The 24,120-nt window shown below is 32.3% G+C and carries 20 protein-coding genes and 1 tRNA gene; 13 read left to right on the top strand and 8 right to left on the bottom strand.

Annotated elements, in window-relative coordinates; translation table 11 throughout:
- A partial coding sequence (locus GBO31_RS18975; RefSeq protein WP_219010044.1) for an endonuclease/exonuclease/phosphatase family protein occupies nt 1-871 on the top strand: 871 nt, incomplete at its 5' end.
- Nucleotides 872-950: 79 nt separating this feature from the next.
- On the opposite strand, the gene GBO31_RS18970 is transcribed toward GBO31_RS18975, so the two are convergent.
- Together GBO31_RS18970 and GBO31_RS18965 are read right to left on the bottom strand one after the other, a co-directional pair.
- Nucleotides 951-1,223: a hypothetical protein gene (locus tag GBO31_RS18970; protein WP_219010043.1), complete on the bottom strand. Its 273-nt coding sequence runs from the start codon at nt 1,221-1,223 to the stop codon at nt 951-953.
- A gap of 116 nt (nt 1,224-1,339) precedes the next feature.
- Nucleotides 1,340-3,175 (bottom strand): cation:proton antiporter, encoded by a 1,836-nt coding sequence (locus GBO31_RS18965; RefSeq protein WP_219010042.1) that lies wholly within the window; start codon nt 3,173-3,175, stop codon nt 1,340-1,342.
- Nucleotides 3,176-3,541: 366 nt separating this feature from the next.
- Here GBO31_RS18965 and GBO31_RS18960 point away from each other — a divergent pair, with 366 nt between their 5' ends.
- The 8 genes from GBO31_RS18960 (at nt 3,542) to GBO31_RS18925 (ending at nt 15,439) form a co-directional block, all read left to right on the top strand.
- Nucleotides 3,542-4,402, top strand: coding sequence for an MBL fold metallo-hydrolase (locus tag GBO31_RS18960; protein ID WP_219010041.1), 861 nt, complete (start codon nt 3,542-3,544; stop codon nt 4,400-4,402).
- Entirely contained in the window at nt 4,386-6,089 is a 1,704-nt protein-coding gene (locus GBO31_RS18955; RefSeq protein WP_246615919.1) for a S8 family peptidase, read from the top strand. The genes GBO31_RS18960 and GBO31_RS18955 overlap by 17 nt, the downstream gene beginning before the upstream one ends.
- Before the next feature lie 6 nt (nt 6,090-6,095).
- On the top strand, nt 6,096-7,934 hold the full coding sequence (locus GBO31_RS18950) for a M1 family metallopeptidase (protein WP_219010040.1): 1,839 nt from the start codon (nt 6,096-6,098) through the stop codon (nt 7,932-7,934).
- Between the two features lie 244 nt (nt 7,935-8,178).
- Nucleotides 8,179-10,878 (top strand): T9SS type A sorting domain-containing protein, encoded by a 2,700-nt coding sequence (locus GBO31_RS18945; RefSeq protein WP_219010039.1) that lies wholly within the window; start codon nt 8,179-8,181, stop codon nt 10,876-10,878.
- A gap of 97 nt (nt 10,879-10,975) precedes the next feature.
- Nucleotides 10,976-11,356: a ribonuclease P protein component gene (rnpA, locus tag GBO31_RS18940; RefSeq protein ID WP_219010038.1), complete on the top strand. Its 381-nt coding sequence runs from the start codon at nt 10,976-10,978 to the stop codon at nt 11,354-11,356.
- Nucleotides 11,357-11,397: 41 nt separating this feature from the next.
- Nucleotides 11,398-13,020: a S41 family peptidase gene (locus GBO31_RS18935; protein WP_219010037.1), complete on the top strand. Its 1,623-nt coding sequence runs from the start codon at nt 11,398-11,400 to the stop codon at nt 13,018-13,020.
- Between the two features lie 231 nt (nt 13,021-13,251).
- Entirely contained in the window at nt 13,252-14,685 is a 1,434-nt protein-coding gene (locus GBO31_RS18930; RefSeq protein ID WP_219010036.1) for a hypothetical protein, read from the top strand.
- Between the two features lie 10 nt (nt 14,686-14,695).
- Nucleotides 14,696-15,439 carry a hypothetical protein gene (locus GBO31_RS18925; protein WP_219010035.1) on the top strand — a complete coding sequence of 248 codons (744 nt, stop codon included), beginning with the start codon at nt 14,696-14,698 and terminating at the stop codon, nt 15,437-15,439.
- Nucleotides 15,440-15,526: 87 nt separating this feature from the next.
- On the opposite strand, the gene GBO31_RS18920 is transcribed toward GBO31_RS18925, so the two are convergent.
- The 4 genes from GBO31_RS18920 to GBO31_RS18905 form a co-directional block, all read right to left on the bottom strand.
- Nucleotides 15,527-15,976: a GNAT family N-acetyltransferase gene (locus GBO31_RS18920; RefSeq protein WP_219010034.1), complete on the bottom strand. Its 450-nt coding sequence runs from the start codon at nt 15,974-15,976 to the stop codon at nt 15,527-15,529.
- A 10-nt stretch (nt 15,977-15,986) separates the two neighbouring features.
- On the bottom strand, nt 15,987-16,418 hold the full coding sequence (rpiB, locus tag GBO31_RS18915) for a ribose 5-phosphate isomerase B (RefSeq protein ID WP_219010033.1): 432 nt from the start codon (nt 16,416-16,418) through the stop codon (nt 15,987-15,989).
- 576 nt (nt 16,419-16,994) lie between these two features.
- Nucleotides 16,995-17,234, bottom strand: coding sequence for a DUF2007 domain-containing protein (locus GBO31_RS18910; protein WP_219010032.1), 240 nt, complete (start codon nt 17,232-17,234; stop codon nt 16,995-16,997).
- A gap of 56 nt (nt 17,235-17,290) precedes the next feature.
- Complete coding sequence (locus GBO31_RS18905) at nt 17,291-17,473, bottom strand: hypothetical protein (RefSeq protein ID WP_219010031.1); 183 nt, start codon at nt 17,471-17,473, stop codon at nt 17,291-17,293.
- Nucleotides 17,474-17,709: 236 nt separating this feature from the next.
- Between GBO31_RS18905 and rnr the strand changes: the two genes are divergently transcribed.
- The 3 genes from rnr to GBO31_RS18890 all read left to right on the top strand — a co-directional run bounded on the left by rnr (nt 17,710) and on the right by GBO31_RS18890 (nt 21,392).
- The gene (gene rnr / locus GBO31_RS18900; RefSeq protein WP_219010030.1) at nt 17,710-19,914 is read left to right on the top strand and encodes a ribonuclease R; all 2,205 of its coding nucleotides are present in this window, start codon (nt 17,710-17,712) and stop codon (nt 19,912-19,914) included.
- Nucleotides 19,915-19,981: 67 nt separating this feature from the next.
- Nucleotides 19,982-20,656, top strand: coding sequence for a head GIN domain-containing protein (locus tag GBO31_RS18895; RefSeq protein ID WP_219010029.1), 675 nt, complete (start codon nt 19,982-19,984; stop codon nt 20,654-20,656).
- A 40-nt stretch (nt 20,657-20,696) separates the two neighbouring features.
- Nucleotides 20,697-21,392, top strand: a complete 696-nt coding sequence (locus tag GBO31_RS18890; protein WP_219010028.1) for a LysE family translocator — start codon at nt 20,697-20,699, stop codon at nt 21,390-21,392.
- Between the two features lie 35 nt (nt 21,393-21,427).
- Here GBO31_RS18890 and GBO31_RS18885 read toward each other — a convergent pair.
- Together GBO31_RS18885 and folB are read right to left on the bottom strand one after the other, a co-directional pair.
- Nucleotides 21,428-21,498: transfer RNA gene (locus GBO31_RS18885), tRNA-Cys, on the bottom strand.
- A gap of 54 nt (nt 21,499-21,552) precedes the next feature.
- Complete coding sequence (folB, locus tag GBO31_RS18880) at nt 21,553-21,909, bottom strand: dihydroneopterin aldolase (RefSeq protein WP_219010027.1); 357 nt, start codon at nt 21,907-21,909, stop codon at nt 21,553-21,555.
- Between the two features lie 152 nt (nt 21,910-22,061).
- Here folB and GBO31_RS18875 point away from each other — a divergent pair, with 152 nt between their 5' ends.
- Nucleotides 22,062-24,113: a glutamine--tRNA ligase/YqeY domain fusion protein gene (locus GBO31_RS18875; protein WP_219010026.1), complete on the top strand. Its 2,052-nt coding sequence runs from the start codon at nt 22,062-22,064 to the stop codon at nt 24,111-24,113.
- Nucleotides 24,114-24,120 lie beyond the last annotated feature (7 nt).

Raw genomic sequence — 24,120 nt, 5'->3', positions numbered from 1 at the left:
CTGGACTGCAGAAATCTATAAAGACAAGCTTAAGAATATGGCTAAGGTTATATCGGAAATTGGTGCTGATGTTACAAAAAATGCCCCTGCTCTTGTTGGAGTTGCAGAAATCGAAAACAGAAAAGTATTAGAAGATTTGGCTAACGAACCCGTTTTATTACCCAAAGATTATGGTATCGTACAGTTTGATTCTCCAGACCGTAGAGGAATCGATGTTGCTTTACTATATCAAAAATCATTGTTTCGTCCTGTAAACACAAGTGTACACGAATTATTAATTTATAATAATGGTGACACCAAAAAACGAGTATACACCAGAGACCAGTTGTTGGTTAGTGGTTATCTTGATGGAGATTTAATACATGTTATAGTAAACCATTGGCCTTCAAGAAGTGGTGGAGAAGCCCGTAGTCGTTATAAAAGAGAAAAAGCTGCCGCTTTAAATAAAAAGATCATTGATTCATTGTTTGATATCGATCCCTACGCAAAAGTAATTACAATGGGAGATCTTAATGATGACCCAGATAATGATAGTGTAAAAAAAGTATTAGGTGCTAAATCCGAAAAAAAAGATGTAAAGTTAAAAGGCTTATATAACCCTATGTATAATATGTCTAAAAAAGGTATTGGATCTCTTGCTTGGAGAGACAGCTGGAATCTTTTTGATCAGATTATAGTTTCTAAAGGATTACTTGACAAAGATTATAGCTCATATAGATATTATAAAGCAGGCGTTTATAACAAGAATTATCTTGCCAACCCACGAGGAAGATACAAGGGATACCCTTATAGAAGTTTTGCAAATGGAGCGTATACAGGAGGATATAGTGATCATTTTCCGGTTTATGTATATCTTATTAAAGAAAACTAATGATAAAAATTAATATTAAAAAAGGAGGCAAATTGCCTCCTTTTTAATTTATAATTTAAATACGTATGGTATTGATAATCTATAACGTAGAGCAATCAGGTAGACCTGCTAAAACTTGATCAAAATGTGCATCTCCACATTCATTACTTTTATAAGTCTCGATTGCGTCTCTAGCCGCATCACATAACGTACTAGAAGAAGTGTCTTCGTTATATGCGTCTATAGCTGCTTGAACAGGAGCTCTAAGGCCGTCTCTAACTGTATCACAAGCAAAATCTACCACATCATCTTCACTACAAGAAGTAAATCCTAAAGCCATACCGAAAACGGCAATACACATAAGTTTTTTCATAATTTGGGTTTTAAAAATTAATTTTTAGGAAGGCGAATATATTGGTTTAATTTATAATTAACAAAATTTTTTGTTAAAATTGTGCGGTTTAACGAAAAAACAAGTCTTTTTGTCGTCTATTTTAATTCTTCAACATCTATAGGCTTTCCTATATAAACTAAGTAGCTATCCTCATTAATTTCTTCCATCTTTTCAGTGTAAGCAGAAATAATTCTAATATTATTATTCGGTTCTTTTATGAATAATGGAATAATTTCTTCTCCTTTTTTTGTCTTATTGATCAAAGAATTATACTGTGATTCATCATTAACCTTAATCTCTTGAATACTTGGATATTTTTCTGCCAAAGTCATTAAAGTATTATAATCATCTGTGTGAGAAAACAAACCTTCATCCGGATTATTATTTGGATCATTCATTTCTTCAGAACTTACAAGTCTAAAAGATCCATTTTCTCCAAATTGATCCTTGAATTGATTAATAGCAAATTTGTTGATGTCACTATTTCCTGTGAGTGCCATTAAAAATCCAATGTCATTTAATTCAATGTTATTTTTTAACTGATCGCTATAAATACTTCCTTCTATAGCTTCTAATCCAAGGTTCTTGGCCTTTTTAACATTTTCTCTATTACTATCCACCAACACTACATGACGTTGGTTGCTTTTTAAATATGAAGCAATTAAACGAGAAACTTTGGATGCCCCGATTATCAATATACCTTCTGACTTTGTTAAAAAAACACCTACTACTTTCGCGAATAATCTAGCAGTAGTAGCGTTTAATAGAACTGTTCCTAGTACAATCATGAACACCAAAGGTGTAATATATTCCGCCTCTGGAACACCTATTTTGGCTAGTTTTAAACCAAATAACGAAGCGATTCCTGCAGCTACAATTCCTCTCGGCCCAACCCAACTAATAAATAACTTTTCATTTATTCGTAGGCCTGAATTCATTGAACTCAGAAACACTCCCAAAGGTCTAACAATAAAAACAACAGAAGCGAAAAGTATAATAGCATCCCAGTTAAATATTAATCGCAACTCCTCTATATTTATGTTTGCAGAAAGAAGAATAAATAAAATAGAAATTAATAATACACTTAAAGATTCTTTAAAATACAATAGTTCATCAAAGTTGGGTAAATTTATATTCCCTAGAACCATACCCATAACTACAACAGATAATAGCCCCGATTCATGCGCAAAAACATCTGATAAAACAAATACTCCTAGCACAACCGCCAGTGTGAAAACATTTAATAAATAGTGCGGAATTATTTTTCTTTTGATTGCAAATGCCAAGGCATATGCAAAGGTGAAACCGAATGTGAAACCGAACAAAACTATTTTTCCAAACTCAATAAAAGCTTTTTTTGTAAACGCCTCTCCTTCTCCTACACTAATAAATTCAAAAACCAAAACTGCCACTAAAGCGCCTATAGGATCAATCAGAATTCCTTCCCATTTTAATACTGCAGAAATATCTTTTTTCAAAGGTATATTTCTTAAAATAGGAGTAATTACAGTAGGACCCGTTACAATAATAAGTGATGAAAATAAAAAAGAAATTGGCCAGCTAAGATCAAAGATAAAATGAGCAGCAAACCCAGCTCCAAAAAATGTGACAACAACAGCCACCGTAATTAACTTTAGAATTACGGGACCTACATTTAAAATTTCATCTCTTCGCAAAGTAAGTCCTCCTTCAAAAAGAATGATACTGATCGCTAAAGAAACAAAATAAAACAAACTTTCTCCAGGAAAGAGTCCTTCGACACCATTATAAATCGGTTGTATTAACTTAGTGCCATCCTCAGTATATAAAGTTGCAATTGGTCCAACTAAAAGACCTATCAATATAAGAGGAAGTATGGCAGGGATTTTAAACTTCCAAGCAACCCATTGTGCTAATATTCCTAAAATTATAATGCCCGCTAATTCAACCATGCTTTAGTTCTAAGTATTAGGATTAGCAAAATATGAGATTTTTTTAGAAATACATAGTACAAATCAATTTTATGGTAAAGAAAGATGACCATACATTTTTTACTAAAAAAGAACTAAGGAGAATAGAAGAGTTAATTATTAACTAAAAAGTTGCGTCGAAAAACAAGTAACTTTATAAACTATTGAAACAAATCAACGAAAGATTGTTAAAAAGTCTAAAAATTAAATAATCATACTTCACATTTTTTCTATTTTGCAAAAATTTTGGTGTTTATCTTAGAATCAGTTTTGTTGAAAAGCTTTAATCTATTCAAAAAATAATTTTGCAGTGCGTTAACTGATTTCTAAAATCAATAATATACATACATGAAATTACATGCTGTAAAAGCAGGAAACTTTAAGTTAGATGGTGGAGCAATGTTCGGTGTTGTTCCAAAAGTTTTATGGAACAAAACAAATCCAGCTGATTCTAATAATCTAATAGATATTGCAGCTAGATGTCTTTTAATTGAAGAAGGAGATCGATTAATTCTTATAGATTCCGGAATGGGGAATAAACAATCCGACAAGTTCTTCGGTTATTATTCATTGTGGGGTGATGATAATTTAGATACCTCTTTAAAGGAAAAAGGGTTTCATAGAGACGATATAACTGACGTATTTATTACGCATTTGCATTTTGATCATTGTGGAGGTGTAGTCGCTTGGAATAAGGACAGAACAGGTTATGAACTCGCGTTTAAAAATGCAAAAGTTTGGAGTAATGAAAATCACTGGAAATGGGCCACCGAACCAAACGCTAGAGAAAAAGCTTCTTTTTTATCGGAAAACATACTACCAATTCAAGAAAGTGGGCATCTAAACTTCATTTCCAGAACAGGAGAAACTTTTCAAAAAGAAACAGAATTAGGTTTTGGCGTACTATTTGCTGACGGTCATACAGAAAAACAAATGATTCCACATATAACTTATAAAGAACATACTATTGTTTTTATGGCGGATCTATTGCCAACAGCTGGCCATATTCCATTACCATATGTTATGGGGTATGATACAAGACCCTTATTAACATTACCCGAGAAAAAATTATTTTTGGAAAATGCAGCTAAAAATAATTGGTGCTTATTTATGGAACATGATGCCCATAATGAAATAATTACCGTACAGCAGACTGAAAAAGGTGTGCGATACAAAGAAACATTTACTTGTAATGAAATATTTAATTAAAAATACTATGAACCCCAAGTCTAATAAATTAATCATTGCTTCTATTACCTCATCAATGTTGATGGTGAGTTGTGGAGCACCTACAATTGTATCTACTCCCATAGAAAACATTGATACTATCCCACTTAAAAATATAGTTTTAACAGAAGCACAATTGAAAAATTGGAACTCTGCAGATCTAAAAACTGATACTATTCCGGGAATGAGTGTAAACAGGGCGTATGACGAGTTACTAAAAAACAAAAAAGGAGAAACTGTTATTGTTGGTGTAATCGATAGTGGAGTTGATATAGAACATGAAGATTTAGATGGTGTTATCTGGACGAATCCTAAAGAAATAAAAAATAACGGTAAGGATGATGACAAAAACGGATATATAGATGATATTCATGGTTGGAATTTTCTCGGGGATTCTGAAAACGAAAACCTTGAATATACTAGAATCGTAAAAAAACTAAAGTCTAAATATGAAGGTAAAAACCTTGCTTCTGTCAGTGCTGCTGATAGAAATGAGTATCAAACATATATAACTGCCAAAGCAGAACTTGAAGAAGAATATCAAAACGCAATTGGAACTAAAACCCAATATGAGCAGATTGTACAACAAGTAAAGCCTTCTCACAAAAAAATAACCGAGGTTCTTGGAAAAGAAGATTATAACCAACAAGAGTTGTTAGGTGTAAAAGCTGAAACTCCGCAAATGCAACAATACATAGCTTTATTGTCTCATATGTTTGGGTTTTTAGAAAAAGGCGAAACAATTCCGGATTTTATTCATAATCTCGAAGGAGGTATAGAATACTTTACGGAACAATTGAACTATCATCTAAATGTAGATTTTGATGGAAGAACTATCGTGAATGATAATGTTGACGACATTACGGATGTAAATTATGGAAATAATAATGTAATGGGTCCTAATACTGATAAAGAAGGAATAAAGCATGGAACACACGTATCTGGAATTATCGCAGCAGAACGCAATAATGGAAAAGGTGTTAATGGAGTTGCTAAAAACGTACAAATAATGGCAATTAGAGCGGTTCCTAACGGAGATGAATATGATAAAGATATTGCTCTTGCCATAAGATACGCAGTAGATAATGGAGCTAAAGTAATCAACACAAGTTTTGGTAAATACTATTCTACGCATCCAGAATGGGTTAGAGATGCTATTAAATACGCCAGTGAAAAAGATGTCTTAATAGTAAATGCTGCAGGTAATGAAGGGTTAGATTTAGATCAAAAAGAAGTCTATCCTAATGACCAAACGGATAATTCTACTGAAATTTCTGATAATTTTATAACTATTGGTGCTTTGAACTATGAGTATGGCTCTAATTTAGTAGCCAATTTTTCTAACTACGGAAAAAATAATGTCGATGCCTTTGCTCCTGGCGTAAAAATATGGGCTACCACACCTTCAAACTCTTACGAATATCTTCAAGGTACATCAATGGCAGCACCAGCTGTTTCTGGTGTTGCGGCACTTATCAGATCCTATTATCCTAAATTAAAAGCTTCTCAAGTAAAACAAATACTTATGAATAGTGGTTTAAGTACTACTGCAACAGTAATTGTTGGAGAAGACGGTATCAAATCTGATAAGTTTACAGAATTATCTAAATCCGGTAAAATGGTAAATTTATATAACGCCCTTATTTTGGCTGAAAAACTATCAAAATAAAACAAAATGATCTCTAAACTAATTTCCTTTGGATTTTTACTATCCATTTTAAGTGTTTCGGCACAAAATAATACAGGCTATTGGCAACAACACGTTGATTATAAAATGAACGTGGATATGAATGTAGAAAACTTTCAATATACAGGTACGCAAGAACTCGTTTATACAAACAACTCTCCTGACTCATTACACCAAGTTTTTTATCACTTATATTTTAATGCATTTCAACCAGGAAGTGAAATGGATGTTCGTTCCAGAACCATAGCTGATCCTGATCCTAGAGTAATGGATAGAATTAGTAAACTTACTCCTGAAGAAATTGGATACATAAAAGTATCTTCCCTAAAACAAAATGGGAAAAAAATAAAATATGAGGTTGCTGGTACAATTATGGAAGTGCAACTTAACAAACCTATTGCACCTGGAGAAAAAGTAACTTTCTCCATGGAATTTAAGGGTCAGGTTCCTCAACAAATTCGTCGTTCTGGACGCAATAACAAAGAAGGAGTTGCCTTATCGATGACACAATGGTATCCTAAAATGGCTGAATATGATTTTGAAGGATGGCACGCAGATCCATACATTGGTAGAGAGTTTCATGGTGTTTGGGGTAATTTTGATGTAACTATAAATATTGATAAAAACTATATTTTAGGAGGGTCTGGATACCTTCAAAACTCGCAAGAAATAGGATACGGATACGAAAAACCAGGTACCAAAGTAAAACGCAAAGGAAAAAAACTTGCCTGGCGTTTTATTGCGCCAAACGTTCATGATTTTACTTGGGCAGCAGATCCTGAATATATTCATGATGTAGTACAAGTTCCTGATGGTCCTATTCTTCATTTCTTATATAAGAAAAGTGAGGATAAAGAATTTCTAGAAAACTGGAAAAAACTACAACCTAAATCCGTTGATCTAATGAACTATTTTAGTGATAAAATAGGAAAATACCCATATAATCAATACTCTATCATACAAGGAGGAGATGGAGGAATGGAATATGCTATGTGTACCTTGATAACCGGTAAAAGAAGTTTTGGAAGTTTAGTTGGGGTAACTGCTCATGAAATGGCGCATGCTTGGTTTCAGCACGTTCTAGCAACAAACGAAGCAAAACATGAGTGGATGGATGAAGGTTTTACAAGTTACATTTCCACATTAGCTATGGATAAGGTAATGGGACAAAACAAACCTAATCCTATGAATGGAATGTATAGAGGTTATCTGCAATTGGCTACTTCAGGAATTGAGCAACCACAATCTACACATGCAGATCGTTTTACAAGAAATGGAGCATACGGTGCTTCAGCTTATGCAAAAGGAGCCGTTTTTATGGCACAGCTTGGATATGTAATCGGACAAGATAATCTTGCAAAAACAATCCGAAAATTCTATGATCAATGGAAATTTAAACATCCTACTCCAAACGATTTTAAAAGAGTAGCAGAAAAAGTTTCGGGAATTCAATTGGATTGGTATTTAACGGACTGGACACAAACCACAAATACTATAGATTATAGTATTAAGGAAGTTTCAGAAAAAGAAAATACTACCAATATAATTTTAGAACGTATTGGATTAATGCCAATGCCTATTGATGTTTACATAGAATATACTGATGGAACAAAAGAATCTTTTTATGTTCCTTTAAGAATGATGAGAAAAGAAAAAGAAAATCCTTTCCCGAAAATGAATAGAACTACCTTATCAGATTGGGCTTGGACCAATCCTACTTTTACCTTTAATATTTCTAAAGCTAAATCTGATATAAAATCAGTTAAGATTGATATAACAGAACAAATGGCGGATATTGATAAAAAGAACAATCACTATTCTCAATAGTTAGATTAAAATAAAAATAGCTTTTAAACACCTTGTCAAATTCAATTAGTTTGACAAGGTGTTTTTTTTATCAGTTTATGTAAGTAAGCCAAACTTCTTTCGTCTATATCTTAATATTTGTTAAATAATGTAGGATTAATGTGAACTAAGTTGTTATATAAAGGTACTCAAACTTTTATATGTCGTACATTGCGAAAATTGGATACAAAACTCAATTAATATACTTTAAATTAAACTATTCTCAATGAAAACAAAAAAATTACTACTATTCTTATCTGCTCTTTCATTAGTTGTTGGAGTAATTTTGACATCGCTTTATGGGGAAAATGACTCAAAAGATCTTGTGGGAAATGAAATCTCATCATTGAAAAAAGAAAAAAAGAAAAAGAAAACTATTGAAGAACATAGAAGATCAGTAGAAGAACGTTTCAAAGATGAATTTGAAAGACAAGTAAATCCTGAAACAGGTAAAATTCCTTTACAGGAAAAGCAAAGAGAAGCTGCGGTAGCTAAGGAAATGATGGTTAAATCACTTTCTAATAATTCAAAACAAGCACAAAACGCCAGCTATATATCCAGAGGACCATCCAACTTAGGTGGTAGAACGCGCTCTTTGGTTATAGATAGAACAGATGCTACTAGTAATACTATCATCGCAGGAGGTGTAAGTAGTGGGGTTTTTAGAACTACAAACAGAGGAGCTAATTGGACAAAAGTTTCTCCTAATAATCAAATTCACAATGTGACTACCATTGCTCAAGATCCAAGAGCTGGTTCTGAAAATATTTGGTATTATGGTACTGGTGAAGCTATTGGTAATAGTGCAAATGCAACAGGTGCTCAGTTTCTTGGTCAAGGAATTTGGCAATCAACAGATAGCGGATTAAATTGGACTCAGATACCTAGCACAGCTTCTACTCAAGAACAATTTGATTCTCCTTTCGATCTTATATTTAAAATAGCCGTTCACCCTATCACAGGTGATTTATATGCCGCAACTCTTGGAGCTATCAGACGTTTTGATGGTTCGGTTTGGACGCTTGAATTAGATGCTGGTGGTAATTTCTTTTCTGATCTTACAATCACTAGTACAGGAATCGTTTATGCTGCTTTTTCTGGTTCATCGGCTACTAGTAATGGAGTATGGACATCGCCAACTGGAATTGGATCTTATACAAGAATTGGATCTAACACTACTCCAGGATTTGGATCTAGTGGTAGAATGGTATTAGCAGTTGCTCCTTCAAATGAAAATATCGTATATGCATTTCATACCGTTTCAGGATCACCAATCGAAGCAGGTTTATGGAGATGGGATGATAGCGATGATTCTTGGACTGATTTTTCTGATAGAATGCCAGATGAACCAGGTGGAGATTTAGCAGGAAACGATCCTATTGCTGTACAAGGAGGTTATGATCTTGTTGTAAGTGTAAAACCAGATGACGAAAATTTTGTAGTTATTGGAGGAACAAACGCGTATAGAATTTTAGATATTAATAATAATCCTACTTTTACAAGGATAGGTGGATACATAAGCAATCAAAGCTATGGTCTATATGATTTAGGTGGAGGAGATGAACACCACCCAGATATTCACGCTTTAGAATTCGACCCTAATAATCCAGATGTTTTATTTAGCGGAACAGATGGTGGTATTCACAATGCAGATGTTACCGGTCTTCAGGTTGGTTGGACGAACTTAAATAACAACTATCAAACCTATCAATATTATCATGTAGCAATGGATCCTCAAGCGGGCTCTGATTTTGTTATTGGTGGAGCTCAAGATAATGGAACAACAGCTGGAGGACTTTCTGTTGGTCAACCTGATGCTACTACTATGTCAAGTGTAGCTGGAGGTGATGGAGCTGCCGTGGCAATATCAAGCGAAGATGCTCCGAACTTACAGTTTTTTGTTAGTGTTCAAAATGGTCGAATTTTTAGATCATCAAACGGTTTCCCTGAAATTACACCTGCTTTATCCAGTAGTCAATTTGTAACGTATTTCCATTTAGATCCAAGTAATAACAATGCTTTATATTATGCAGGACAAAATGTTTTATATAGAACTGATGCGTCTAGTACAGTTACCTCCAATACATGGAATAGTTTAACTCCTTTTTTACCTGGACAGAATATTAGACAAATGGCTAATAGTTGGGGTGCTTATGATGGGGTTAATAGTTATCTACTTATCGGTAGTAGCACTGGTACTTTACTTAGATTAGATGATCCTCAAAATACAACTTCAACCACAACTGTTAACATTACACCTCCTGGAGCAACTGGAGCGGTTAGTGGTATTGCAGTGCACCCAAGTGATAATGATACGGTATTGTTAACGTATTCTAACTATGGAGTTACCAATATCTATCTTACCAATAATGCAACAGATGATACCCCTACTTGGACTGTAATAGAAAGAAATCTAGATGCTTTTTCTATAAGATCTGCAGCAATTACAGAAATTAATAATCAAACTAGATATTTTGTTGGTACTGCAAGAGGTCTTTATAGTTCTATTGATCCTGTTAATGAAGATTGGGAAATAGAAGCTCCTAACCAAATAGGTTTTGCTTTAGTGAGTGGATTGGTATACAGACCTGCCGATAATAAACTTTTAATCGGAACTCATGGTAATGGTATGTATGAAGCAACTATAGAGGCTACATTATCTGTTGAAGAATTTAATGCTACTGCAGATTCTAAACTTATTGCTTGGCCAATTCCAGCGAAGGATGTAATAAATGTTGAAGTAGAAAGTGCTTTTGTAGAAGGTGATTTAGATTTCCACGTTTACAGTTTCGATGGTAAGCAAATAAAAACAGGCGTTTTAAATAGCGACAAACAAATAAATGTTAGTAATATACCTCAAGGTAATTATATATTACAGATAAGCTCTGATCAAAGAACTAAAGCGATAGTTTTTAATAAAAACTAAGTTTTAAAAACAATTTGTTTAAAAACCTTGGCACTGATTAGAGCCAAGGTTTTTTTATGAATATATCTCAATTCTTATCAGTACATTTACCGAGACTATGAGAGCAAGTTTTGGCGTTAAAGAACGGTTAAAAAGTAAAAAGGAAATAGAGTTAATTTTTTCTGAAGGAAAATCGATTGCTAAACATCCTGTACGCCTTATTTATAGAAAAACTACTATAGAAACAGAATCTTCTATTCAAGCTACTGTTTCTGTAAGCAAACGGAATTTTAAAAAAGCTGTAGAAAGAAATCGTATAAAACGGCTATTACGCGAAAGTTATCGGAAAAATAAGTATCTTGTACACACTAACACTTCTCATCACTACACTTTTATGTTCTTATATACAGGAAAAGAAATGCCTGACTATAAGTTGATAGAATCTAAAATAAAAGAAATATTACAAAAGTTCATTGTAAAGGAAATCGAAACATCTTAATTTTTTCGATGTCTTTTACTTATTAAACAAAAGAAAAGCGTATGAAAAAGAAAATCCTTTATCCTGCAATCGCTGTTATTATTCTATTTTCTACAGTAAGTTTCAAATCTGATTTTTTTGAAATAGCAAAACAGATTGAAATTTTCACTACCATGTTCAAAGAATTAAATATGAACTATGTAGATGAAACCAATCCTGCCGAACTTATGGATACAGCAATTAAAGCAATGCTGGATGATTTGGATCCATATACCAAATATTGGAATGAACAAGATGTAGAAGCTTCTAAAATTAGAAATGCTGGAGAGTATACAGGTATTGGTGCTTCGGTAAAAACAGTAAAAGACAAAATAATCATTGTAGAACCTCATAAAGATTATCCAGCAGACAAAGCAGGTCTCAAAGCGGGAGATGAGATTATTAAAATTGGTGATGTAATGGTGTCAGATTTTGAAGAAGATGCCGGAGAACTTCTTAAAGGCGCTAGTGGCACCACGGTGGACATTAGCTATAGACGACAAAATCAAATTAAAACCACTACCCTAAAAAGAGAAGAAATCGAAGTAAAAGCAGTTCCTTTTTCGGCTTTACTGGATGACAATACTGGATATATCGTATTATCTAAATTTAATAATAAAGCTTCTTCAGAAACTGTGGCCGCATTAAAAGATCTAAAAGCAAAAGGAGCTGATAAGATTATCTTAGATCTTAGAGGAAATCCTGGTGGTTTATTAAGCGAAGCTATTAATGTTACTAATATATTTGTTCCTAAAGGAGAATTAATTACAACCACAAAATCAGTAGTAAAAAAATACAACAAAGAATATTTTACCAAAAAAACGCCTATTGATACAGAAATCCCATTGGTAGTTTTGGTAAATGGAAGAAGTGCTTCTGCAAGTGAAATTGTTGCCGGAAGCATACAAGATTTAGATAGAGGAGTCGTAATTGGAGCCAGAAGTTTTGGAAAAGGTTTGGTACAACGTCCAAAAAAATTGACCTACGGAACTCAATTGAAAATAACAATTTCACGCTACTATACACCTAGTGGTAGATGCATCCAAGCATTGGATTATTGGAATCGCGATGAAAATAATAGAGCAGTTCGTATCAGTGAAAAGGATTTTAAAGCCTTTAAAACGAAAAACGGAAGAACTGTCTATGATGGAGGTGGAATCCAACCAGATATTGAAATGGAAACCTCTAAATTTAGTAATATCACCACTTCTCTGCTACAGTCTGATGCCATCTTTGATTATGGAACAAAATATTACTACTCGCATCAAAATATGGATATCAGCAAATTTGAATTTACTGATAAGGATTATGAAGACTTTAAAAACTTCGTAAAACAAAGCGGTTTTGATTATGAAACCGCAACAGAAAGATCTTTACAAAAATCCTTAGAAATAGCTAAAAGAGAGAAATTAGACACTGATATTAACGAAAGTTACAATGCCTTGCTTGCTACGATTAAAAAATCCAAAGAAAAAGGCTTAGATACCTATAAAACCGAAATAGCGAACTTGCTTACCGATGAGATTGTAAAACGCTATTCATACAGAGAAGGTTTGTATAACTATTACATAGCTAATAACCCAGAAATCAAAAAAAGTAAAGAAATACTTGGTAACACATCAAAGTATCAAAGTATTTTGAAATAGAGGTTTTCTTATATACCATGTCCATTATATAGTTTGTATGGTTTGATCCTATTTTATATCAAACGACTCTAAGGGTAATATCCCTTTGATTATTCAATAAAAATTCCCCAAATATTAGTGCGGCAAACAATAATATAATTTTATTTTTGTTACTAATGCTATAAGGGGAAGCTAACCCAGATAGCAGATTGTCTGAGGGTTAGTTATATGTATAAAATTAAACAAACACATATGAATTTGGGGAAATTTAGTAGTATCGCACTGGTGATCATCAGCATTATCTTAGTAGGTTGTGAAACAGAAAACATCGACAATCCTACTCAATCCAGACAACAAATGATTAAAAACAACTTTTCATTTGATCAGTGGAAAGATAGTCCTGGAATGGAAAAAAGTAATTTTGAAATTGATTGGAATTCCGAGATTTCTCAGAAAATTGAAGATCATCTGTATTATGAATACGACATCCATACCCAATATCAATCAAATTTAAATATAGCAGGTTATACCTCTCAAAAAAAGTTTCATTTGATTGCTCGCTTTGACGATGATAACACCATTACCTATTTTATAAGCTCTCAGTTACCAGAGACTTCACAAACGCAAGTGGATTCTTATCTCAAAACAACTTCTTTTACCGGAATGGCGTATTTATATACTATAACCGGTCAGAAAATAAGTATCGAAAATTATCAACAAGGAGCTTTGATCTCTCAATTAAAAGAAGAAGGATTATTGGAGATTCATACGATCAGAAATCGCACCTGCTTTAATGACGCTTTGCGTTTTTCTGAGTTGACGCCAGATCGAGAAATTGCAGTAAAATGCGAAGGTACTGGAGGAGGAAGCACTGGCAGTGGGTGTTCGTATCAAACCCGTGAAATTATTCATTGGACCTATTGGTATGAAGTAGAATTTAATAATCATACCGGTGCGATTACAAGTTCACGTTTTAAATATCGCGAGCGTACCGGAACCTCACAAGAAACCTATTTATCTTGTGGATCTACAGGAGGTAATGGCCCAGGAAATAATATTGATAGAACTAACAAACCTGTAACTCCTGAAGGTTTTGAATTACCTGAGTCTTTTACCCCTCCTTATCAATTTCCAGCTAATTTAGATTCAATTTATAGAGCTAATTATCCTAAATTAGTTGACTTAGTAGATGGTAAAATCAGTTGTTTTTTAAAAGATTATAGATTTATGAATGCATTGTCTGAACACTCTTACTATAGCCCTCAACAACTTACTGATATATTTGAATTTGGTAAAGGTCCTTCATTACAAATTGAAAGTGGAATACTTGGAGATGGAGAGTTTCCAGCAATGACAGGATTAGGATCAGGAGAATATGGTGATAATGTTATTTTATTAAATACTGCTGCTGTAAATGATTTTGAAAATGGCAATCATAATTACAATACCGTGGATGGAATGTTAAACTTAATTAGAATGGTTTTGATAATTGCACATGAAACTACTCACCATGGAGATTTCCATATAAATAGTAGTCAAGGTGCAAATAGTGGTAGTGAAACGGGTGATTTGTTTGAAGACGCATATGTAAATGATTACAGAGTAGAAGATCAATCAATATTTATGACTGGATTACGATTATATGTGGAAGATAATATAGATTCTCTTAATAATGATTGCAACTAAATTTTTTAAAATGAATAAGGAAAAAAAATTGTTTTTGTACATATTTATTCTTTCAATAAATATGTCTTTCGGACAAAAATCAAATATCGATTTTGATGATATTATATCCTTAATATTCAAAAAGCCTGGTGGTGCAATTTCCTTTTTGAAAAAGAAATGTAACATTCCTAAAGAAGAAAAAGTATATTTTTTATCCAATAAATTTTTAAACGAAARTCATTCCTTTACAGATGAAGTTGCGGTAAAGAACACAGAATATTTCATTGATAATTACAACACAAATATTTTTGCTATTGAAGATATTGTTAAAAATAAATCACTTGCTCAAGTCATTATAACCTTCAATACACATCATGGAATATTTCTATATTTTCGGAAATTTGAAAATAATAAATGGGCTTTAGTTGATTCTACACATAGAAAGCTGCTACAGCTTAAAGATACTCCGGCTGTTATATTAAGTAAAAAAGTTAGTTCTAAACAACGAATGTTAGCCGATTCTCTTATAAAGAAAATAAAATCAGGGATGAAATTAGAAGAAGTGAACTCGATAATACCTTCATTTGGAAACGGAGTTTCTTGGCATGAAAACTATATCGGTCAAACCATACAAGATACATTACTTGTCTTAAAATATAGGTCTTTAGACTATAAAGATTATCATTGTATATATTTTGATAAAAACAAAAAAGTAAAAACAATTACATATGCGGAGGACAGCATAAAAAACATATCAAAAAGTAATGATAGATAATGCATCTATATTTTAGTACATTTTAGAATAAACCATGTTTCCCATAGAAAAAAATAAAACCCAGAAATTTTGCTGGGTTTTTTCTTTTTAGGTTCTTATCATCGCAATATGAGGGATACCATCTTCCAGATACTCCTCTCCTATTTGAGTAAAACCATGTTTTTCGTAAAACTTTTTTAGATAACACTGCGCAGAAATTTTTATTTCTTCTGTATCATAGCGTTCCTTTATTGCTTCTATACTCTGCTTTATAAGATCATGTCCGTAACCGTATTTTCGTTCGTTTTCGGCCACTACTACTCTACCAATACTTGACTCTTCAAAATAAGCCCCAGCGTCAAATAATCGAGTATATGCGATTATTTGATCATTTTTAAAACCTAGTATATGTAGTGCCTTTTGGTCTTTATTATCTATATCCTGATATACACAATCTTGCTCTACTACGAATACTTCTGCGCGTAAGCGCAAAATTTTATATAATTCATCACTAGAGAGCTCAGTAAACTCTTTAACTTCAAAAGAAATGGTATCCATATAGGAGTTATTAACACATAGAAATTTTATTCACTCTATTTTCATGTCTACCTCCTTCAAATTCTGTTGCCAAAAACGTTTTTACCATTTCAATAGCTTGTGGTAATGAGGTAAACCTAGCAGGAATGCTAATGATATTCGCATTGTTGTGTAAACGTGTTAATTCTGTTATTTCTTTGGTCCAACATAAACCAGCTCTTACATTTTGATATTTATTAGCAGTCATCGAAACTCCATTTCCACTTCCACAAATAAGTATCCCATAATCGACAACATTGGTATCTACATCTTTTGCCACTGGATGTACAAAATCTGGATAATCTACGCTACTATTTTCATCTGTTCCGTAATTAACAACTTCAATTCCCTGAGATTTTAAATATGTGATTATACCAAATTTATACTCAGTACCTGCGTGATCATTTCCTATAGCTATTTTCACAACTTTTAAATTTTAATTTATTTTTTAGATTCTAGATTTGTTGATGAAACAAAGATACTTCAAACCAAAAAAGTAAACTCCAAAAAATCAATAAATTACCTTAATGTTACCCCAATGTTAATAACTCCTTACCTTGTGTTAACATTGGATGTGAATAAATAGTTCCTAAAATTGAGAAACTTTATTTGGAGTTGTGAATTTAAATTAGAATACAAGGGTCTTAAGCACAAATCAAAATTTATTAGTGAGTTTTTCTTGTGGAGTTTTTAAACATTAATTTATTGTTATCAACTATGGTTTTCCCGTAAAAATATTAATAAAAATATGTGTTTATAACCTATGAACATCTGTTAATTAAAATTAACTTTGATAAGATTCTCAACCATTTAACCTTGTTATATGTTGTTAATATATTTCTGAAAAATCAAACTAACTTAAAAAGCAACAAAAATTTAAAAAAGTTATACCGCTATCAACACTACATAATAATAATCAGTTTTATTTTAAATTTTAAAAAAGAAAAAAAGAATATATATAATAAGTGTTGAAAACTAAATGAAATAGGAATTATAAAAATTAGATGATTCTTAGATGAGAATTAGTGTTAAGATCATCTATGATTTCTTGAACTCTTGTTCTATCTTTGGGATGGATTTTTAGATGAATTCCGCCGAGTGCGTTAGAGTAAAATGGAAAAACACCAATCATTGTTTCGTTCTCAAAAAAATGAGAAATTCCTTCTCTTTCCAAAAGAAGTCGTAATATTGCATAATCGTTTGGATATGTAAAGGTTGCTATTGTAATAAAATCTTTCATGAAAAGTACTCCAGATAATTGATGATTTACAATATACAAATTATCTAAAAATAGCCTTAGTTGATTTGTGTGGCTTCCTTATCAGATTGTATTGCACCGTTTATTTCTGATTTTTCATTGATGTCTGTACGTTCGTCCATTGTATTTCCTATATAAATTGTAGCGTAGTATAGACCTAATAGAAATATTAGAGCAAAGAGAAATACGATCTTATGAATTTTTTTGACTTTAGGTATCATATGTATTAGTACCAAACGAATAAATAACAATCTTCGTATTTTAAAATTAAGTAAATTTTAAGAAATATATAAAGATTTGTTTAAATTATTTTTATGTAAACAATTGATTTACAGATAATACATTTTTTTAACTTTAAACAATAACAAAATTTAATATTTAATAAAAGTTTATACAGAAAACAATTAACCTTAAAAGATAAGCTGTAATTTTATATTATATAATTTAAAAGACATTAATGAAAAGAAAAAGAAGAAGAGGAAGAAGGAAAAAGTCTCCCAAAATTGAAAATATTACGCAAGGAATACTCAAAATACTCAAATCAGAACCTAATAAAACTTTTAACTATAAACAGATTGCTGCTAAGTTTGGTGTGGATGATCCAAGTAGTAGAAACCAGATAATTAAGAAATTAACTCAGTTAGCTGCAAAAAAAGAAATTGAAGAAGTTGATAGAGGTAAATTTAAAATCGTACCCAATATCAATACCTATACTGGAATTTTAGAAATTACATCCAAAGGCACAGGATATGTGATTGTAGAAGAATTAGAAGATGATATTTTTATCCCTAATAATAACCTTAATAAAGCACTTAACGGCGATGAAGTAGAGGTATATATTTACAAAAGAAAACGGAGAGGTAAGAGTGAAGGAGAAATTTCTAGAATCATTAAAAGAAGCAAAAATGAATTTGTAGGTGTTATTGAAATACAGAAAAATTATGCATTTGTGAATATGCAAGATTCAAGAATGTATACAGATATTTTTATACCGAAAAACAAAATCAAAAGTGCTGAAGATGGTGATAAAGTATTAGTCAAATTAGAAGACTGGCCAGAAAAGGCAGATTCGCCTTTTGGAAAAGTGGTAAAAGTACTTGGGAAACCTGGTGAACATCATACCGAAATTCACGCTATTCTTGCGCAATATGGCTTACCGTATGAGTTTCCATCTGAAGTAGAAAATTTTGCGAATGAATTGGATACTTCTATTCAAGAATCAGAGATCAAAAAACGTAGAGATATGCGTAAAACGCTCACGTTTACGATTGATCCTAAAGATGCCAAAGATTTCGATGATGCACTTTCATTTGAAGTACTGGAGAATGGAAATTACGAGATAGGAATTCACATTGCAGATGTTTCTCATTACGTAAAACCAGGAACCATTTTAGATGATGAAGCTTATGAAAGAGCAACTTCTGTGTATTTGGTAGATAGAGTAGTACCTATGCTTCCCGAAGTTTTATCGAACAATGCTTGTTCACTAAGACCTCATGAAGAAAAGTATACATTTTCTGCTGTTTTTGAATTAAATGATAAAGCGGAAATTAAAAAACAATGGTTTGGAAGAACAGTAACGTATTCTGATGCACGTTTTGCGTATGAAGAAGCACAACATATCATTGAAACTGGTAAAAACAGTATTCCAGAAGAAATTTCATTAACAGGAAAAGCGTATAACGCAGATCAAAAGGTTGCCGATGCAGTGGTAAAGTTAGATGAATTGGCTAAAAAAATGCGTACTCAAAGAATGGGTAAAGGAGCTATTTCTTTTGATAAAGTAGAAGTAAAGTTTAGTTTAAACGAAGAAAGCAACCCAGTAGGAGTGTTTTTTAAGACGTCTAAGGACGCTAATAAGCTTATTGAGGAGTTCATGTTGCTTGCTAATAAGAAAGTCGCAGAATTCATCGGAAAACAAAATCCAAAGAAAACATTTGTATATCGTGTGCACGACGAGCCTAATGATGAAAAACTTGCTGCTTTACAAAATGTAATTGGTAGGTTTGGTTATAAATTAGACTTAAGAGATCGAAAAACAACCACACAATCGCTAAATGGACTATTAAAAGATGTTCAAGGAAAAAAAGAACAAAACTTAGTAGATACATTGGCGATACGAAGTATGAGTAAAGCAGAGTATACTACACATAATATTGGTCATTATGGATTAGCGTTCGATTACTATTCTCATTTTACTTCTCCAATTCGAAGATATCCTGATGTTATGGCACATCGTTTGTTACAACATTATTTGGATAATAGAAAATCTGTTGCAGAGGAAGAGTACGAAGAAAAATGTAATCATAGTAGCTCAATGGAAAATTTAGCAGCTAGTGCCGAAAGAGATTCTATAAAATATATGCAGATTAAATTCATGAAAGATCATGAAGATGAAGAGTTTTTAGGTGTAATTTCTGGAGTTACAGAATGGGGTATTTATGTAGAAATTATAAGTAACAAATGTGAAGGGATGATTCGACTAAAAGATATGACTGATGATCATTATATATTTGACCAAGATGAATACGCTATTATTGGTCAGAATACTAAAAAAATGTATCAATTAGGAGATGAAGTATATGTAAAAGTAAAAAATGCAGACCTTGTTAAAAGACACTTAGATTTTAGATTATTAGGTAGCAAAGAGGATATAGAATAAAGTATGTATTAGAATCGTTAATCAAGATATAAATCACACAATTATCAAATTTAAATTTAGTAAGGAAATGAAAAAAGTAATAGTTCTTTTGTTATTATTAGTAGTATCTACACTACAAGCTCAAAAGGTAATCACTAAAAATGTTGGAGATTTTAATGAACTTAAAGTTTTTGACAAAGTAGAAGTAAAATTAGTGAAAGGATCAGAAAATAAGGTGGAAATTTCTGGAATCAGCAGGCGAGAAGTTGATGTAGTATTGAAAAATAATGTTTTAAAAATTAAAATGTCATTGAGTAATACTTGGGATAACAATGATACCAAAGTAGTTGTATACTATACTAATATTTCTAAACTTGATGTAAATGAAGGAGCAAAGATTATGGTGAAAGAGATCATCTCTTCGGATTTATTGGATCTACGAGCGCAAGAAGGTGGAGATATTTATGCAGAAATTGAAACCGAAAGACTACTCGCTAGAGCTGTAAGTGGTGGTGGATTACATTTAGAAGGAATTGCTGATGAGCAAGAAGTTACTGTAAAAGCTGGTGGTCAGTACATGGCTGAAGATCTAAAAACAAAGAGTACGAAAGTAAAAATTAGTGCTGGAGGAAGAGCAAATGTAAATGCTAGTGATTATGTAAAAGCAAATACTGCTGCTGGTGGTACTATAAGAATTTATGGAAATCCAAAAGAAGTCGATGGAAAAAAAGTCTTTGGAGGTAAAATTATAGAGGTAAACTAAGTTGTATTTTCTAACTTTGTAAGAAATATACTCTCTTTTTATGTTTCAAGACGCTCAAGCAGCAATACTTCTGGGGTTTGTACTAGCCTTTTTAATTGGACCTGTATTTTTTGTTTTATTAGAAACTGCAGCTATCAAAGGATTTAGAGCTGCATTAGCAGTAGATCTTGGAGTTATTTTTGCGGATATCGTCTTTATTTTAATTGCTTATTTCAGTACAAATCAAATTCTTGAAAAGATAAAAGATGATCCTGCACTATTCGTATTTGGTGGTATGCTACTCGCAACGTATGGAGCAATTTCTTTTATTAAAGAACGAAAGAATTATAATAAACTAAGAGATACTTCAGTAGAAATTATAAATAAGAATAACTATTTAGTACTTTTTTTTAAAGGGTTTTTACTCAACTTTATTAATATTGGAGTATTAGGTTTTTGGATTGGTATTATCGTAGTGGCTGGACCACAAATGGATATGAACACAAACAGGATAGTTGTGTTTTTTGCTATGGTTTTAATAACCTATTTGCTAATAGATATAATGAAGATGTTGTTAGCAAAACGTTTAAAACGAAAATTAACTCCAAAACGTACATATTTGATCAAGCGTAGTATTAGTATGATCATGGTGGTGTTTGGTATTTTTCTAATTGTAAAAGGAGTATTACCGGATACTATGGAACAGAAAATTCAAGATAGAATAGAGAAAATAAAACCAGAATCTAGTTTTAAATAAAAAAAGTCCTGTAAAAATTACAGGACTTTTTTTTGAGGTGTCGAGCGGATTCGAACCGCTGTAGATGGTGTTGCAGACCACTGCCTAGCCACTCGGCCACGACACCCTTTTTAAACTTAGACGGCAAATGTAAAAAAATTTATGAATACTTCAGACGTATTTATCTTTTTTTACTTCTGGTAATTGTAACCATCTGCACATTTCCGCCAATTGGTGGATTAATTTTAGAGACATCAACTGTCGCTTTTTCCACTAAAGGTAACTCTTCTAATATACGATTTAAAATTCGTTCCGCAGCATGTTCTAATAGTTTAGAACGTATCGCCATTTCTTCCTTTACAATATGATTAAGATGTACATAATCAACAGTATCCGAAAGATGATCAGACTGAGCTGATTTATTCAAATTTGCTTTAACTTTTAAATCTACTCTGTAATCAGAACCAATTTTTTTCTCTTCAACAAGGCAACCATGATAGGCGTATATCTTGATGTTTTTAAGCTTGATTAACCCCACAAATTTTTTTTACAAAGGTAATAGAATCTTCTAAAAGATTTTACAAGAAAACACCCCTTTTATAATAGGGTATCTTAGCAATTAGATAGATATTATACAATTGTTGTGTATCATTAGAAATATTAGGTAGTTTTGTACTTTATTTTTATCAAATGACAGAAGAAAAAAAATCACTTAATTTTTTAGAGCATATTGTTGAGGAAGATCTTGCAAATGGAATGAATCAAAAAGATTTGCGTTTTCGTTTTCCTCCAGAACCTAATGGGTATTTACATATCGGACATACAAAAGCTATTGGAATTAGTTTTGGAATGGGATTAAAATATGATGCTCCTGTAAATTTACGTTTTGATGATACAAATCCAGCTAAAGAAGAGCAAGAATATGTAGATGCTATCAAAGAAGATATTAGTTGGTTAGGATATCAATGGGATAAGGAATGCTATTCTTCTGATTATTTTCAACAATTATATGATTGGACAATCCAATTGATAAAAGAAGGAAAGGCTTATGTAGATAGTCAATCTTCTGAAGCTATTGCTGAGCAGAAAGGTACTACTACAGAACCTGGTATCAATAGCCCATTTCGAGATAGATCTGTAGAAGAGAATTTAGAGCTATTCGAAAGGATGAAAAAGGGTGAGTTTGATGAGGGAGCACATGTAGTAAGAGCGAAGATTGATATGGCGGATCCTAATATGCTTATGCGTGATCCTTTAATGTACAGGATTCTTAAAAAATCACATCATAGGACTGGTGATGACTGGTGTATTTATCCAATGTATGATTGGACTCACGGGGAAAGCGATTATATCGAAAACATTTCACATTCATTATGTTCTTTAGAGTTTAAACCACATAGAAAATTATATGATTGGTTTTTGGATCAAGTATATAATAATGAAAGTATTAGACCAAAACAAAGAGAGTTTGCAAGATTGAATCTTAGTTATACGATAATGAGTAAACGTAAACTGTTAAGATTGGTAAATGAAGGAATTGTAGAAGGATGGGATGATCCCAGAATGCCCACAATTTCTGGTCTACGAAGAAGAGGATATACACCAACATCTATCAGAAAATTTGTGGATACCGTTGGTGTAGCTAAAAGAGAAAATGTAATTGATGTATCCTTATTAGAATTCTGCGTTCGTGAGGATCTAAATAAAACTGCACCAAGAGTAATGGCAGTATTGGATCCAGTTAAACTAGTAATTACAAATTATCCAGATTCTAAAGAGGAATGGTTAGAAGCTGAAAATAATCCTGAAGATGAAGCGGCAGGATTGAGAAAAGTTCCTTTTTCTAAAGAATTATATATAGAAAGAGAAGACTTCAAAGAAGAAGCAGGTAGAAAATATTTCAGACTTACATTAGGTAAAGAAGTACGACTAAAAAATGCATATATCATTAAAGGTGAGAGCGTAGTGAAAGATGCTAATGGTACCATTACTGAAATTCATTGTACCTATGATCCACAAAGTAAATCAGGTAGTGGTACTGAAGAATCAAAACGTAACGTAAAAGGGACATTACATTGGGTATCCATACAGCACGCTATACCTACTGAAGTGCGATTATATGATCGCTTGTTTAATGATGAAGCTCCAGATAGTCATAAGGAAAAGGATTTTATGGAATTTTTAAATCCAAATTCATTAGAGACTATTACAGGATATATAGAACCTAGTTTGGCAGAAGTTAAGCATTTGGAAAGATTTCAATTTCAAAGATTAGGTTACTTCAATGTCGATCCAGATAGTGCATCAGGGAAATTAGTTTTCAACAAAACTGTTGGTTTAAGAGATACTTGGGCTAAAGTAAAGCCAAATACGAATCAGAATGCTAATAATTCTAAAAAACCTGCTACTAATACCAAAATAGAAGTAGCACCAATCAATGAAATAAAAAGAGCAGGGAAGAAGTATACCAACTTACCAGAAGAGAAGAGAGAAGCACTTAAAAGTAAGATTTTGGAGGCTGCAAAAGGAGTAACTATTGATGAATTGGAACCTTTATATGATACTGCTGCAAAAAAGATCGGAACTCGAATAGTGGTTACCTTGGCAGTAGGTGTTGTTTTAGAAGAAAAAGGAATGAAACCTGATCAAAAAGCAATAGATTTTATTCTGAAAGGAAAGGAAGATGCAAACGAATTATTGAGTAAAGAAGCACAGTTATTAGCTAATAAATATTCCATTTAACTCCTAG

Origin of the sequence: Aquimarina litoralis (genome assembly GCF_019295435.1) — a bacterium.
Taxonomy (GTDB): Bacteria; Bacteroidota; Bacteroidia; order Flavobacteriales; family Flavobacteriaceae; genus Aquimarina; species Aquimarina litoralis_A.
This window is presented reverse-complemented; position numbering and strand designations above follow the sequence as displayed.